Source organism: Lysobacter sp. 1R34A, assembly GCF_051217035.1.
Taxonomy (GTDB): domain Bacteria; phylum Pseudomonadota; class Gammaproteobacteria; order Xanthomonadales; family Xanthomonadaceae; genus Lysobacter.
Genome location: NZ_JBPKJP010000046.1, coordinates 18,093 through 31,854 on the forward strand (window position 1 = coordinate 18,093; position 13,762 = coordinate 31,854).

General features: G+C 68.2%; 5 protein-coding genes. 4 read left to right on the forward strand and 1 reads right to left on the reverse strand.

Features of this window, described 5'->3' with window-relative positions; all coding sequences use genetic code 11:
• Positions 1–4 precede the first annotated feature (4 nt).
• The 4 genes from ACSAMQ_RS12115 to ACSAMQ_RS12130 all read left to right on the forward strand — a co-directional run bounded on the left by ACSAMQ_RS12115 (position 5) and on the right by ACSAMQ_RS12130 (position 11,994).
• Positions 5–1,258: a glycosyltransferase family 4 protein gene (locus ACSAMQ_RS12115; protein WP_435395880.1), complete on the forward strand. Its 1,254-nt coding sequence runs from the start codon at positions 5–7 to the stop codon at positions 1,256–1,258.
• Between the two features lie 16 nt (positions 1,259–1,274).
• Positions 1,275–2,057 carry a YdcF family protein gene (locus tag ACSAMQ_RS12120; protein ID WP_435395881.1) on the forward strand — a complete coding sequence of 261 codons (783 nt, stop codon included), beginning with the start codon at positions 1,275–1,277 and terminating at the stop codon, positions 2,055–2,057.
• A gap of 983 nt (positions 2,058–3,040) precedes the next feature.
• A complete protein-coding gene (locus tag ACSAMQ_RS12125; RefSeq protein ID WP_435395882.1) occupies positions 3,041–11,785 on the forward strand; it encodes a GH36-type glycosyl hydrolase domain-containing protein in 8,745 nt (2,914 codons plus the stop codon).
• A gap of 8 nt (positions 11,786–11,793) precedes the next feature.
• A complete protein-coding gene (locus ACSAMQ_RS12130) occupies positions 11,794–11,994 on the forward strand; it encodes a hypothetical protein (protein ID WP_435395883.1) in 201 nt (66 codons plus the stop codon).
• Positions 11,995–12,910: 916 nt separating this feature from the next.
• On the opposite strand, the gene ACSAMQ_RS12135 is transcribed toward ACSAMQ_RS12130, so the two are convergent.
• On the reverse strand, positions 12,911–13,609 hold the full coding sequence (locus ACSAMQ_RS12135) for a FecR family protein (protein ID WP_435395884.1): 699 nt from the start codon (positions 13,607–13,609) through the stop codon (positions 12,911–12,913).
• Between the last annotated feature and the right edge of the window lie 153 nt (positions 13,610–13,762).

A 13,762-nucleotide genomic window follows, 5' to 3' on the forward strand; every position in this document is an offset into this window, starting at 1 on the left:
TCTCATGCGCATTCTGTTTCTGTCGGACAATTTCCCGCCCGAGGGCAATGCGCCGGCCACGCGCACCTACGAGCACGCGGTGCGCTGGGTGCGCGCCGGGCACGAGGTGACGGTGATCACCTGCGCGCCGAACTTCCCCGAAGGCAGGCTGTTCGACGGCTACCGCAACGCCTGGCGCAGCGTCGAGACGGTCGACGGCATCCGCGTGGTCCGGGTCAAGACCTACATCACCGCCAACGAAGGGTTCGTCAAGCGCACCCTGGACTACCTGAGCTTCATGGCCGCCTCGGTGATCGCCGGGCTGTTCGAGCCGCGCCACGACGTGGTGGTGGCGACCTCGCCGCAGTTCTTCTGCGCACTCGGCGGCTGGGCCCTGGCGCGCCTGCGTCGGCGGCCGTTCGTGTTCGAGCTGCGCGACCTGTGGCCGGCCTCGATCACCGCGGTCGGCGCGATGAAGCGCAGCGCCGCGGTGCGCGCGCTCGAGCGGGTAGAGATGTTCCTGTACCGCAGCGCCGACGCGATCGTGCCGGTCACCCACACCTTCCGCGAGGAACTGATCCAGCGCGGCGTCGCCGCCGACAAGATCCACGTCGTGCTCAATGGCGTCGACCTGCAGCGCTACGCGCCGGCGGCGCGCGACGAGGCGCTGTGCCGGCAATACGACCTGCAGGGGCGCTTCGTGGTCGGCTACCTGGGCACCCACGGCATGGCCCATGGCCTGGAGAAGGTCGTCGATGCCGCCGAGCGGCTGCAGCACGACCCGCGCATCGCCTTCTTCTTCGCCGGCAGCGGCGCCGAGCGCGCGCGGGTCGAACGCTTGGTGGCCGAGCGCGGGCTCGGCAACGTGCGGATGATCCCGCGCCAGCCCAAGGAGATGATGCCGAAGCTGTGGAGCCTGTGCGATGTTTCGCTGATTCCGCTGCGCGACAACCCGGTGTTCTCAGGAGTGATTCCGTCCAAGCTGTTCGAAGGCATGGGCATGGGCATTCCGGCGCTGATGTCGCTGCCGCGCGGCGAAGCGACCCGGATCGTCGAGACCACCGACTGCGGCGTCTGCGTGCCGCCCGAAGACGCCGAGGCGATGGCCGCGGCGATCGTCGCCCTGGTCGAAGACCCCGGCCGCATGCGCCGCATGCGCGATGCCAGCCTCGCCGCCGCGCCGTCGTATTCGCGCGACCGCCAGGCCGCCCTGATGACCGACGCGCTGGCGCGCTTGCTCGACGACGACACCGCCGACCTGGCGCGGGTGCCGAAGTAAGCCCTGCGACCGCGCCATGAGCAACATCGGCCGATGGTTGGCGTGGCCCCTGGAACCACTACACCTGGCGTGCGGCCTGCTGGCTCTGGCGCTGCTCGCCCTCGTCCTGCGCCGGCGCCGCGGTGCGCTGGTGTTGATCGGCTTCGCCCTGGCCTGGCCGCTGCTGTGGTCGCTGCCGATCGCCTCGAACGCCCTGCGCAACAGCCTGGCGCTGCGTTATCCGCCGCAGTCCGAACAGACCTTGCCGCCGGTCGATGCCATCGTCGTGCTCGGCGGCGGCATCGGCAGCGTCGCCTGGTTCGAGCGAGGCGATGCCGACGATCCGCGCCTCGCCGGCAACCGTGTCGCGCTGGGCGCGCGCGCCTGGCACAGCGGCCGCGCCCCTGCGATCCTGCTCAGCGGCGGCCCGACCGCGCGCACCCGCGGCGTCAGCGAAGCCCGCGACATGGCCACGGCGATGCGCCGGCTCGGCGTGCCCGACCGTGCCCTGGTACTCGACGAACGCAGCCGCAGCACCGGCGACAACGCCCGCCGCAGCGCGCAACTGGCGCGCAGCCACGGCTGGCGCCGGATCGCCCTGGTGACCTCGTCGCTGCACATGAGCCGCGCGCGGGCGCTGTTCGAACGCCAGGGCCTGCAAGTGTTGCCGCTGCCTTCGGCCGAGAAGGATTTCGAACCGGTGCCGAAGTCCGGCGCCGCCTCGCCGTGGTGGCCGAGCCGCCGTGCGCTGCGGCGCAGCGGCGAGGCCATCAAGGAGTATGCGGGGTGGTTCGCGGCCGAGGCCGGCATCGGGGATTGAGTGGGCGCGACTTGCGGCTCTGCTTTGGGGTTAGCGTATCGGCGTGTCTCTACGAGCTCGCCCCTGTAGGAGCGACGTGAGTCGCGACGGGAGGTGCAGAAGTAACGAAGCCGTCGTCGCTCGTCGAAGCGGCGCACTTTCGCCAAGGGTAGGAGCGGCGCAAGCCGCGACATCGCTCTGGTGGTCTCGCGGCGGTTCTCTCGTTCAATAGATCAAGATCAAACCCAAAGCTTCCGCCACTAAAGCGGCGGGTTACTTTCTTGTGTCTAAAGCAACAAAAGAAAGGTAACCAAAGAAAAATGCTTTTTCCTTGAATCACAAGCCCGCACGAGCGATGCCGACGCAGGGATTTTTCATACGGGACATCCCTGTCCCGATGAAAAACGGCCCGCATCCCTGCGGGCCGCCCTCCGGGTCTTCTTTAGGCTTCGCGAGTGCGCGGCTGCGCACAGCAACAGCAACGCGGATGACGGAGCATTTGCAGGAGCGACGCAAGCCGCGACCACGGAACGCGCATAGACGACGAGGCCGTCGCCACTCGTCGAAGCGGCGCACTTTCGCCAAGGGTAGGAGCGGCGCAAGCCGCGACCACGAATCTGCGGCCGCCGGCGCGGGCGATCGCGACCTCGCGGTTTCGGTCTCGCGCCGAAACTGAGGGAAACAAATCCCCTGGCCACGCACTACACCTGCTATCGTGCAGGCGCGCGACTCGCTCGTCGCCGCGATTCGCGACTACGGCAGGCGAACGGCCGTGCTGTCGATGATCTCGCATCGGACCGTAAACCTGCCGCGCCGCCGCGGGCGCAAATTCGCGGCGGCACTTCGCGCATTCCTCCCTGCGATCGTTCGCGCGACCGTGCGGGATCGAGGCCACGAGCCCGCCAGCACGGCGTATTGGCGGCATCCGGCGGCGACTTCACAATCGCCTGCCCATGCAAATGCAATGATCGCTCCCTTGAAGGCTGAAGTGCCTGGGATCTTGCATGCCCAATGTATGGCGAATATTCAGTCAGTGGCTACGCTTGCGCCGACGCCTGTGGCGTTGGGGGCGTGCGGCGGCCAACAAGCCGTGGCAGGCCGAGCAGCCCTTGCGCTCGCAGTTGTTCAGCGCCGAGCAAATGGAACGGCACGGCAAGTCCCTCGCGCATGCGCACAGGATACGGGCGCGCGCGGGTTCGGACCTGCTGCTGGGACGTTTGCGCGAGAACGAGGGCATCCTCGACGCCGCCAATACCCTGCTCACCGAGATGGTCCAGGACGAAGTCCGCATCACTCCCGCGGGCGAGTGGCTGCTGGACAACTATTACCTGATCGAAGAACAGATCCGCACCGCCCGCCGCCATCTGCCCAAGGGCTATAGCCGCGAGCTGCCGACCCTGAGCCAGGGCTCCTCGGCCGGCCTGCCGCGGGTCTACGACCTGGCGATGGAGGCCATCGCCCACGGCGACGGGCGCATCGACGCCGAAACCATGACCCGCTTCGTGGCCGCCTACCAGACGGTGACGCCGTTGAAACTCGGCGAGTTGTGGGCGATTCCGATCATGCTGCGCCTGGCCCTGATCGAGAACCTGCGCCGCATGGGCGTACGGGTGATGCGCGACGGCGCCGATCATCGCCGCGCCGCCGAGTGGGCCGAACTGCTCAACGACGCCGCCGACACGAATCCCAAAAACGTGGTCCTGGTGGTGGCCGACATGGCGCGCTCGAATCCGCCGATGTCGGGGGCGTTCGTGGCCGAGCTGACTCGCGGCCTGCACGGCCGCAGCGCGGTGCTGGCCATGCCGATGAGCTGGATCGAGCAATGGCTGGCCGACAGCGCCCACGGCGTCGAAGAACTGGTGCGCGCCGAAAGCCAGCAACAGGCGGCCGATCAGGTCTCCATCGGCAACAGCATCGGCAGCCTGCGCTTCCTGGCCAACATGGATTGGCGCGAATTCGTCGAGACCATGAGCCTGGTCGACCGCACCCTGAGCGACGACCCGGTCGACGTCTATGCGCAAATGGATTTCAACACTCGCGACATGTACCGGCATGTGGTCGAGAAGATCGCGCGCCAGAGCGGCGTCAGCGAGATCGAGGTCGCGCGCGCGGTGCTGCGCCTTGCGCGCGAATCCGGCGACCCCCACGGCAGCAAGGCCCACGTCGGTTACTACCTCATCGACGACGGCGTCGCCGCGATCGCGGCGGCGGTGGCCGCCTGCGCGGAGGCGCGCAAGCCGGTGCGGTTGCGCCCGCGCAAAGTGCCGCTGCCGGCTTATCTGTTGCCGATCGCAGCGGTCGCGGTCGCGTTCGGCTATGCCCTGCTGAGCGAGCTGCAGGCCGCCCCGGTGGCCGCGTCCACTCTAGGCCTGCTGGCCTTGTTGAGCCTGCTCGCCTTCAGCGAGCTCGGCATCGCCCTGGTCAACTGGGTCGCGACCGTCCTGGTCGCGCCGAAGCCCCTGCCGCGACTGGATTTCTCCAAGGGCCTGCCGTCGTCTTCGCGCAGCCTGGTGGTGGTGCCGAGCATGATCGGCAGTCTCGAGGCCATCGACGGCCTGGTCGAGGGGCTGGAAGTCCGCTTCCTGGCCAATCGCGACCCCTACCTGCATTTCGCTCTGCTGACCGACTTCCTCGACGCCGACCAGCAGACCCTGGCGGGCGATGAAGCCTTGCTGGCGCATGCCTCGCGCCAGATCGAACAGCTCAATGCGCGCTATGCCCCGGAAAGCGGCGATCTTTTCTTCCTGTTCCATCGTCCGCGCACCTGGAACCCGCTCGAAGGCAAATGGATGGGACACGAGCGCAAGCGCGGCAAGCTCGCCGCGCTCAACCGCCTGTTACGTGGCGGTAACCGCGAAGCCTTCATGGCCGTGACCGGCAACACCGAGGTCCTGGCCAACGTGCGCTACGTCATCACCCTGGACACCGACACTCGCCTGCCGCGCGATGCCGCGCGCGAGTTCGTCGGCACCCTCGCTCATCCGCTGAATCAGGCCCGCTTCGACGACCGCCGGCGCCGGGTCACGCGCGGCTACGGCATCCTCCAGCCCAGCGTCGGCACCGGCATGAGCGAGCGCCGCGGCTCGCGCTATGCGCGCATGTTCGGCAGCGAAGCCGGCATCGACCCGTACACGCGCACGGTGTCCGACGTCTACCAGGACCTGTTCGGCGAAGGCTCGTTCGTCGGCAAGGGCATCTACGACGTCGACGCCTTCGAATACGCCCTGGAAGGCCGCTTCCCCGACAACCGCGTGCTCAGCCACGACTTGCTCGAAGGCTGCTATGCGCGCGCCGGCCTGATCAGCGACGTGCGCCTGTTCGAGGATTACCCCTCGCGCTACGCCGCCGACGTCAAGCGCCGCTATCGCTGGATCCGCGGCGACTGGCAGTTGCTGCCGTGGCTGTTGCCGTGGGTGCCGCGCATGCACGGCGGCTACGAGCCCAACCCGCTGTCGTGGCTGTCGCGCGGCAAATTGTTCGACAACCTGCGCCGCAGCCTGGTGCCCGTCGCCGCCGTCGCCCTGCTGGTGGCCGGCTGGGCGCTGTTGCCGCAGCCGCTGGCCTGGACCCTGTGGCTGCTCAGTCTGTGGCTGGCGCCCGTGGTGTTGACGGCCTGCTGGGAGGTGGTGACCCGCCCCGTCGACATGGCGCCGGAGACGCATCTGATGCAGGTCGGCAGCTCGGCCGCGCGCCAGTTGCAGCGGGCCGCGGTCACCCTGGCCTGTCTGCCCTACGAAGCCTTCTTCAGCCTCGGCGCGATCGCACGCAGCCTGTGGCGGATGACCGTCAGCCGCCGTCGCCTGCTGCAATGGAATCCGTCCAGCGAAGTCGAACGCAGCCTCGGCAGCGGCGTCGGCGCGGAACTGCGCAGCATGTGGTTCGGGCCGGCGTTCGCTATCGCCGCCGCCGTGGTCCTGCTGCGCATCAACCCGGCCTCGGTCTGGGTCGCCGCGCCGATCCTGACGCTTTGGCTGCTGTCGCCGGCCCTGATGGCCTGGCTGGGACGTCCGCCGAAGCGGCAGCGCGCCAGTCTGTCGCAGACGCAGCTGAAGTTCCTCGGACGCCTGGCCCGGCGCACCTGGGCGTTCTTCGAGGTACACATCCGCGCCGAGGACCACTGGCTGCCGCCGGACAACATCCAGGAACATCCGACGCTGGTCGTGGCGCGGCGCACCTCGCCGACCAACATCGGCCTGTCGCTGCTCGCCAACCTCAGCGCCTACGATTTCGGCTATCTGCAGGCCGGCGGGCTGATCGAACGCACCCGCCTGGCCCTGGGCACGATGGAAACCCTGCCGCGCCACCGCGGACATTTCTACAACTGGTACGACACTGAAACCCTGCAGCCGCTGCCGCCGCGCTACGTGTCCACGGTCGACAGCGGCAATCTGGCCGCGCATCTGCTGACCTTGCGCCAGGGCTTGCTGGCCTTGATCGACGAACCGGTGCTGGCGCGGCATACCTTCGACGGCCTCGCCGATACCTTCGGCGTGCTCGAGGAGAACTTGCGCGGCACCGGCCCTATCGATGCCGCGCTCGAACAGGCCCTGGCCGGGTTCCACGAGCGCCTGGACGCCACCCGCGCCCAACCGCCGGCTACCCTGGTCGATGCAGAGCGCGTGCTGGCCGGGCTGTCGCTGCGTGCGCAGGCGATCGAGGCGGCGCTGCCGATGGCGGACGCGACCGCGCAGGATCCCGCCAATCCGCATTGGCCGTCGCTGCTGTCGACCGCCTGCCGCGCCGCACAGGACGAACTGCTGCAGTTCGCGCCCGGCCTCGGCACGCCGGAAGAAGCGCACAGGCATCCGGCGCAGGCCGAGCTCGTCGACCGCATCCCGACCCTGCGCGCCCTGCAGGAACAAGCGCAGGACCCGATCGCGCGCGAGCATGCCCGCAAGCGCGTGCACGAGCTCGAGCGCCTGGCCCATATCGCCGGGCAACTGTCGCTGATGGAGTACGAATTCCTCTACGACCGCGGCCGCCATCTCCTGTCGATCGGCTACAACGTCGAAGAACGGCGCCTGGATGCGGGCTACTACGACTTGCTCGCCTCCGAGGCGCGCCTGTGCAGCTTCGTCGCCATCGCCCAGGGACAGCTCCCGCAGGAAACCTGGTTCGCGCTCGGCCGCCTGCTGACCGAAATCGACAGCGGCGCCGCCTTGCTGTCGTGGAGCGGCTCGATGTTCGAGTATTTGATGCCGCAGTTGGTGATGCCGAGCTATCCCGACACCTTGCTCGACCAGACTTCGCAGCATGCCGTGCTCGCGCAGATCCACTACGGCCGGCAACGCGACGTGCCCTGGGGCATCTCCGAATCGGGCTACAACACGGTCGATACGCGGATGAACTACCAGTACCGTGCATTCGGCGTGCCCGGCCTGGGCCTCAAGCGCGGGCTCGGCCAGGACCTGGTGATCGCCCCCTACGCCAGCGCGATGGCGCTGATGGTGCTGCCGGAAGCCGCCTGCCAGAACCTGCAGCGGCTCACCGATCTGGGTTTCGGCGGCCCGTTCGGCCTGTACGAAGCGATCGACTACACCCCGACGCGGGTGCCGCGCGGCCAGGACCATGCAGTCGTGCGCTCCTTCATGGCCCACCACCAGGGCATGGCCCTGCTGTCGCTGGACTATCTGCTTCGCGACCAGCCGATGCAGAAGCGCTTCGTCGCCGACGCCGAATTCCAGGCGACACTGCTGCTGTTGCAGGAACGCATACCGCGCACCGGCGTGTTCCATCCGCACGAAGCCGAAGCCAGCGGCGCGCGTGCCGCGCCGGCCGCCTCCGAGACCCAGTTGCGAATCTTCCGCAACGCCGGCACCGCCCGGCCGGCAGTGCAGATGCTGTCCAACGGCCGCTATCACAGCCTGCTGAGCAGCGCCGGCGGCGGCTACAGCCGCCTCGGCGATATGGCGGTAACGCGCTGGCGCGAGGACGGCACGCGCGACCATTGGGGCTCGTTCTGCTACTTGCGCGATGTCGCAAGCGGCGAGTTCTGGTCGGCGACCCACCAGCCCGCCTGCGTGCCGGTGGACCACTACGAGGCGATCTTCTCCGACGCCAAGGCCGAGTTCCGCGGGCGCAAGCACCGCTACGAGACCCACCTGGAGATCGCGATCTCCGCCGAGGACGACATCGAACTGCGCCGGCTTCGCATCGGCAATCGTTCGCGGCACACCCGCACCATCGAGATCACCACCTACGCCGAAGTCGTGCTGGCCTCGTCGCTGTCCGACGAGCTGCATCCGGCCTTCAGCAACCTGTTCGTGCAGACCGAGATTGCCCGCGACAAGCAGGCCCTGCTGTGCACGCGGCGGCCGCGTTCGCACGACGAAGTGCCGCCGTGGATGTTCCATCTGGTCGCCGTGCACGATGCCGACATCCAGACCATCTCCTACGAAACGGACCGCTCGCGCTTCCTCGGCCGCGGCAACACGCCGCGCACGCCGCAAGCGCTTACCTCGACCGAGGCCTTGTCGGACTCGGCCGGCTCGGTGCTCGACCCGATCGTCGCGATCCGCACCCGGATCGTGCTCGCGCCCGAACAGACCGTCATCGTCGACATGGTCTCGGGCGTGGGCGCCGACCGGGCGGCCTGCAGCCGGCTGATCGACAAATACCGCGACCGGCGCCTCGCCGACCGCGTGTTCGACCTGGCCTGGACCCACAGCCAGGTGGTGCGGCGCCAGATCAACGCGTCGCAGGCCGATGCCCAGTTGTACGAACGGCTGGCCGGGCTGATGGTGTATGCGCACCCGTTCCTGCGCGCCGACAGCGCGGTGCTGCTGCAGAACCGGCGCGGGCAGTCGGGGCTGTGGGGCCACTCTATTTCCGGCGACTTGCCGATCGTGCTGCTGCAGATCGCCGAGGCCGGCAACATCGAGCTGGTCCGGCAGATGGTCCAGGCGCATGCGTATTGGCGCCTGAAGGGGCTCAACGTCGACCTGGTGATCTGGAACGAAGAACAAGGCGGCTATCGCCAGCAACTGCAGGAACAGATCCTCGGCCTGGTCTCGGCCGGCCCGGAAGGCAACGTGCTCGACCGGCCCGGCGGCATTTTCGTGCGGCCGAGCCAGCAGATGTCGCAGGAAGACCGCATCCTGCTGCAGGCGGTGGCTCGGGTGATCATCAGCGACCAGCGCGGCACCCTCGCCGCGCAGGTCAGCCGCCACGTCCCGCCCGAGCGCGAGATTCCCTTGCTGCTGCCCGACGGTGCCCCCGAGCAGGCCGAGCTCATCGACTTGGCGCAGGCCGCGCATCCGGCCGCGTTGCCGGGGCTGCCGCCGCCACGCGCAGAAGCCGAGGACGACCCGTGGCCGTTCGAAGCCGTGGCCGGGACCTTCGTGTTCGACAACGGCACCGGCGCTTTCGCCGCCGACAGCCGCGAATACGTCGTGGTGCTGCGCGAAGGCGCGCCGACCCCGGCGCCCTGGTCGAACGTGATGGCCAACGCGCAGCTCGGCACCGTGGTCAGCGAGAGCGCGCCCGGCTATACCTGGTTCGAGAACGCACACGAATTCCGCCTTACGCCCTGGCACAACGACCCGGTCGCCGACACCGGCGGCGAAGCCTTCTACCTGCGCGACGAGGACAGCGGCAGGACCTGGTCGCCGATGCCCCTGCCCCGCCGCGGCAGCGGCGCCTATCGCACCCGCCACGGCTTCGGTTACAGCGTCTACGAGCACGTCGAGGACGGCATCGCCAGCGAACTGTGGATCTATGTCGCGCTCGACCGGGCGATCAAGTATTCGGTGCTCAGGCTGCGCAATCTGTCGGGCCGCGCGCGGCGCCTGACGGCCACCGGCTATGTCGAATGGGTATTGGGCGATATCCGGGTCAAGTCGCAGATGCACGTGGTCAGCGAGCTCGACGGCGCCAGCGGCGTGCTGACCGCGCGCAACCCCTACAACACCGAATTCGAAGGTCGCGTCGCGTTCTTCGACGTCGACGGCGACGAGCGCAGCTTCACCGCCGACCGCACCGAGTTCCTCGGCCGTAACGGCAACCTCGGGCACCCGGCGGCGCTGCTCAGGCAACGCCTGTCGGGCAAGGTGGGAGCCGGGCTGGACCCGTGCGCGGCGATCCAGGTGCCGATCGCGCTGGACGCCGGCGAGAGCTACGAAACCGTGTTCCGTCTCGGCATCGGGGCCGACTATGCCGCCGCCGTCCAACTCGCCCAGGGCAGCCAGGGCAGCGGTGCCGCGCACGACGCACTCGATGCGGTGCGCATCCACTGGGCGCACACACTCGGCGCGATCCGGGTCGAGACGCCCGAGCCGAGCGTGGACGCGCTGGCCAACGGCTGGCTGCCCTATCAGGCCCTGGCTTGCCGCTACGTCGCGCGGAGCGGCTATTACCAGTCCGGCGGCGCGTTCGGCTTCCGCGATCAGCTGCAGGACACCATGGCGACCGTGCACGCGATGCCGGCGCTGACCCGCGAGCACCTGCTGCTGAGCGCGGCGCATCAGTTCCCGCAGGGCGACGTCCTGCATTGGTGGCACCCGCCGCTCGGCCGCGGGGTGCGCACGCGTTGCTCCGACGACTACCTGTGGCTGCCCCTGGCCGCCAGCCGCTATCTGCAGGTCACCGGCGACCGCAGCGTGCTCGACGAGCGCGTGCGCTTCGTCGAGGGCCGCCCGGTCAACGCCGACGAGGAGTCTTACTACGACCTGCCATTGGTCTCGGGCCGCCAGCAGTCGTTCTACGATCACTGCGTGCTGGCGCTCAAGCGTGGCGCCGAATTGCTCGGCGAACGCGGCCTGCCGCTGATCGGCAGCGGCGACTGGAACGATGGCATGAACCGCGTCGGCGACGCCGGCAAGGGCGAAAGCGTGTGGCTGGGTTTCTTCCTGTTCGAAACCTTGAACCGCTTCGAGCCGGTCGCGCGGGAGCGCGGCGATACCGTCTTTGCCGATTACTGCCTCGATTGCGCACAGCGTTTGCGGCAGAACCTGGACACCCATGCCTGGGACGGCGACTGGTACCGGCGCGCCTGGTTCGACGACGGCACGCCGCTGGGTTCGGTGCTTAGCGACGAATGCCGGATCGACTCCATCTCGCAGAGTTGGTCGGTGCTGTCCGGCGCGGCAGAGCCCGGGCGGGCCCGCCAAGCGATGGAATCGCTCGACCAATATCTGGTGCGGCGCGACGCAGGCCTGATCCAGTTGTTGCAGCCGCCGTTCGATACCACGCCGAAGGACCCGGGCTATATTCGCGGCTACGTGCCCGGCGTGCGCGAGAACGGCGGCCAATACACCCATGCCGCGGTATGGGCGGCGATGGCTTTCGCCGAACTCGGCGACAGCGCGCGCGCCTGGGAACTGACGCGCATGATCAACCCCATCCATCACGCCCAGGACGCCGAAGCCACCGCTATCTACAAGGTCGAACCCTATGTCCTCGCGGCCGACGTCTACGGCGTCGACCCCCACACCGGGCGCGGCGGCTGGACCTGGTACACCGGCTCGGCCGGCTGGATGTACCGGCTGCTGATCGAATCGCTGCTCGGCTTGCAACGCCATGGCGACACGATGCGCCTTAAGCCCTGCATTCCCGCCGATTGGCCGGAGTATCGAATCCAGTATCGGCACGGCGACCGGCTGTATCGGATCCACCTGCGTCAGGTCGATGCCGACGACGGCGAGGCGCAACTGCAACTGGACGGTGTCGTCCAGGACGGCCTCCAGTTCTCCCTGCTCGGCGATCGGCCCGTCCACCACGTCGAAGTGCGGTGGCCGCGGCCGCGCCCGTGAAGACCCGGATGCAACTCGACGCCGAACTCGAGCGCCTGGCGCGGATGTTGCCGCCGTGGCTGGAGTCGCTGCGTCACCCGGCGCAGTTCTGGCCGCAGTTCACCGCCCTGGCGAACGAAATACTGGCCGATGCCGATCCGGCCGACCGGAATCATGCGCAGCGGCGTATCGATGCGATGTTGGCGGAGCATGGGTTGCGCAGGCCTTGAGGTTCGCGCCGCCGTTGCCGTTGCCGTTGCCGTTGCCGTTGCCGCGATTTTGATCTGCTTTACCGCTTTGCCGGTCAACAGAAGACCCGGAGGGCGGCCCGCAGGGAGGCGGGCCGTGCGCAAGCAGGCCAGGGATGGCCTGTCTGGAGCATCCCTGCGTCGGCATCGATCGTGCGGGCTGGTGCCCTTGCAGGAAGAAGCACTTTTCTTTGGTGACTTTCTTTTGTTGCTTTGGACAAGAAAGTTACCCGCACCCTTCAGGGGGCGGAAGCTTTGCTCTTGATGTGGCTTCACCGTCTAACGGCCGGTGACGGCGCGAAAGCAGACGGCGCGGTCGCGACTTGCGTCGCTCTTACCCTGATGGGTCCGTCGGCATCGGCGCAAGATTGAGCCGCCGCGGGCGCGCAGAGATGACGGGGCCGTCGCCATTCGTCGAAGCGGCGTGCTCTCGCAGGGTAGGAGCGGCGCAAGCTGCGACATCGCTGCGGCGGTCTCGCGGCGCACTCCTCGTGGAAGATCAAGATCAAACCCAAAGCTTCCGCCACTGAAGCGGCGGGTTACTTTCTTTTGTCTAAAGCAACAAAAGAAAGGTAACCAAAGAAAAATGCTTTGTTTTGAATCACCAGCCCGCACGATCGGTGCATACGCGGTGATTTTTCATACGGGACCTCCCTGTCCCGATGAAAAACGGCCCGCATCCCTGCGGGCCGCCCTCCGGGTCTTCGATTGCCTTCGCTAGTGCGAACCGGCGCACGGCAACGGCAACGGCAACGGCAACGGCAACGGCAACGGCAACGGCAGGAGCATGCGCGACGGCGGAGTATTTGTAGGAGCGACGTCAGTCGCGACCGCACGGTTTCGGTCTCGCGCCGAAACTGACTGATCCCTCAGGCTGCAAAACACCCGCCAACTATGCTCAGCGCCGCGCGACGATCACGATATCGCCGGCGGGGGATTCCTCGACGCCTACCGGGTACAGCTGTTCCAGGGCTTCGACGAAGGCATGCGGATCGTCGCTGCGGAATACGCCGCTGACGCGAAGGCGCGCGACTTGGTCGCCGTCCAGGACCATGCGCCGGCGGCTGTAGCGGTTGAACTCGGCGACTGCGGCCGACAAGGCCTGGTCTTCGAACACCAGCTTGCCCGACAGCCAGGTCGGCAAGGCGCCCGGTGCGGCCGGTGGCAAACGATGCAGAGGCTGGTGCTTGCCCAGGCGGGCTTTCTGGCCGGGATCGAGGGTACCGAGCGCGGCCTGCTTGGCATCGGCCGCCGGCGCCGCGAGCAAGGCGATCCGGCCTTCGACCAGGGCGACCTCGGTGGTGTCGTCATGCCGGTACACCTCGAACTCGGTGCCGACGGCGCGGACGCTGCCGTCCTCGGTGTGCACCACGAACGGCCGCGCGGCCTTGGCGACCCGGAAGTAGGCGCGGCCGCGATCGAGGACGAGGCGGCGCTCGTCGCCGGAAAAATCCACGACCAGGCGGCTGTCGGTGTCCATGCTGACGCGCGAGCCGTCGTCGAGGGCGATGGTGCGGCTTTCGCCGACCTGGGTGACGTAAACCGTCTCCGGCACCGACGGCTGCAGCCAGCGCGGCACCGCCGCCAAGGCCAGCATCGCGGCGAGTGCGCCGGCGCCCCAGGCGAAACGTCCCCAACGGGGACGATGTTGTAGCGGCCGCCGGTGTACACCAGGCGCGCGTTGTTCCAGCTCAGCACCATCTCGAGCAGGTTCAGCGCTTCGGCGGCGCTGACCGGTTTGGGCGTGCCC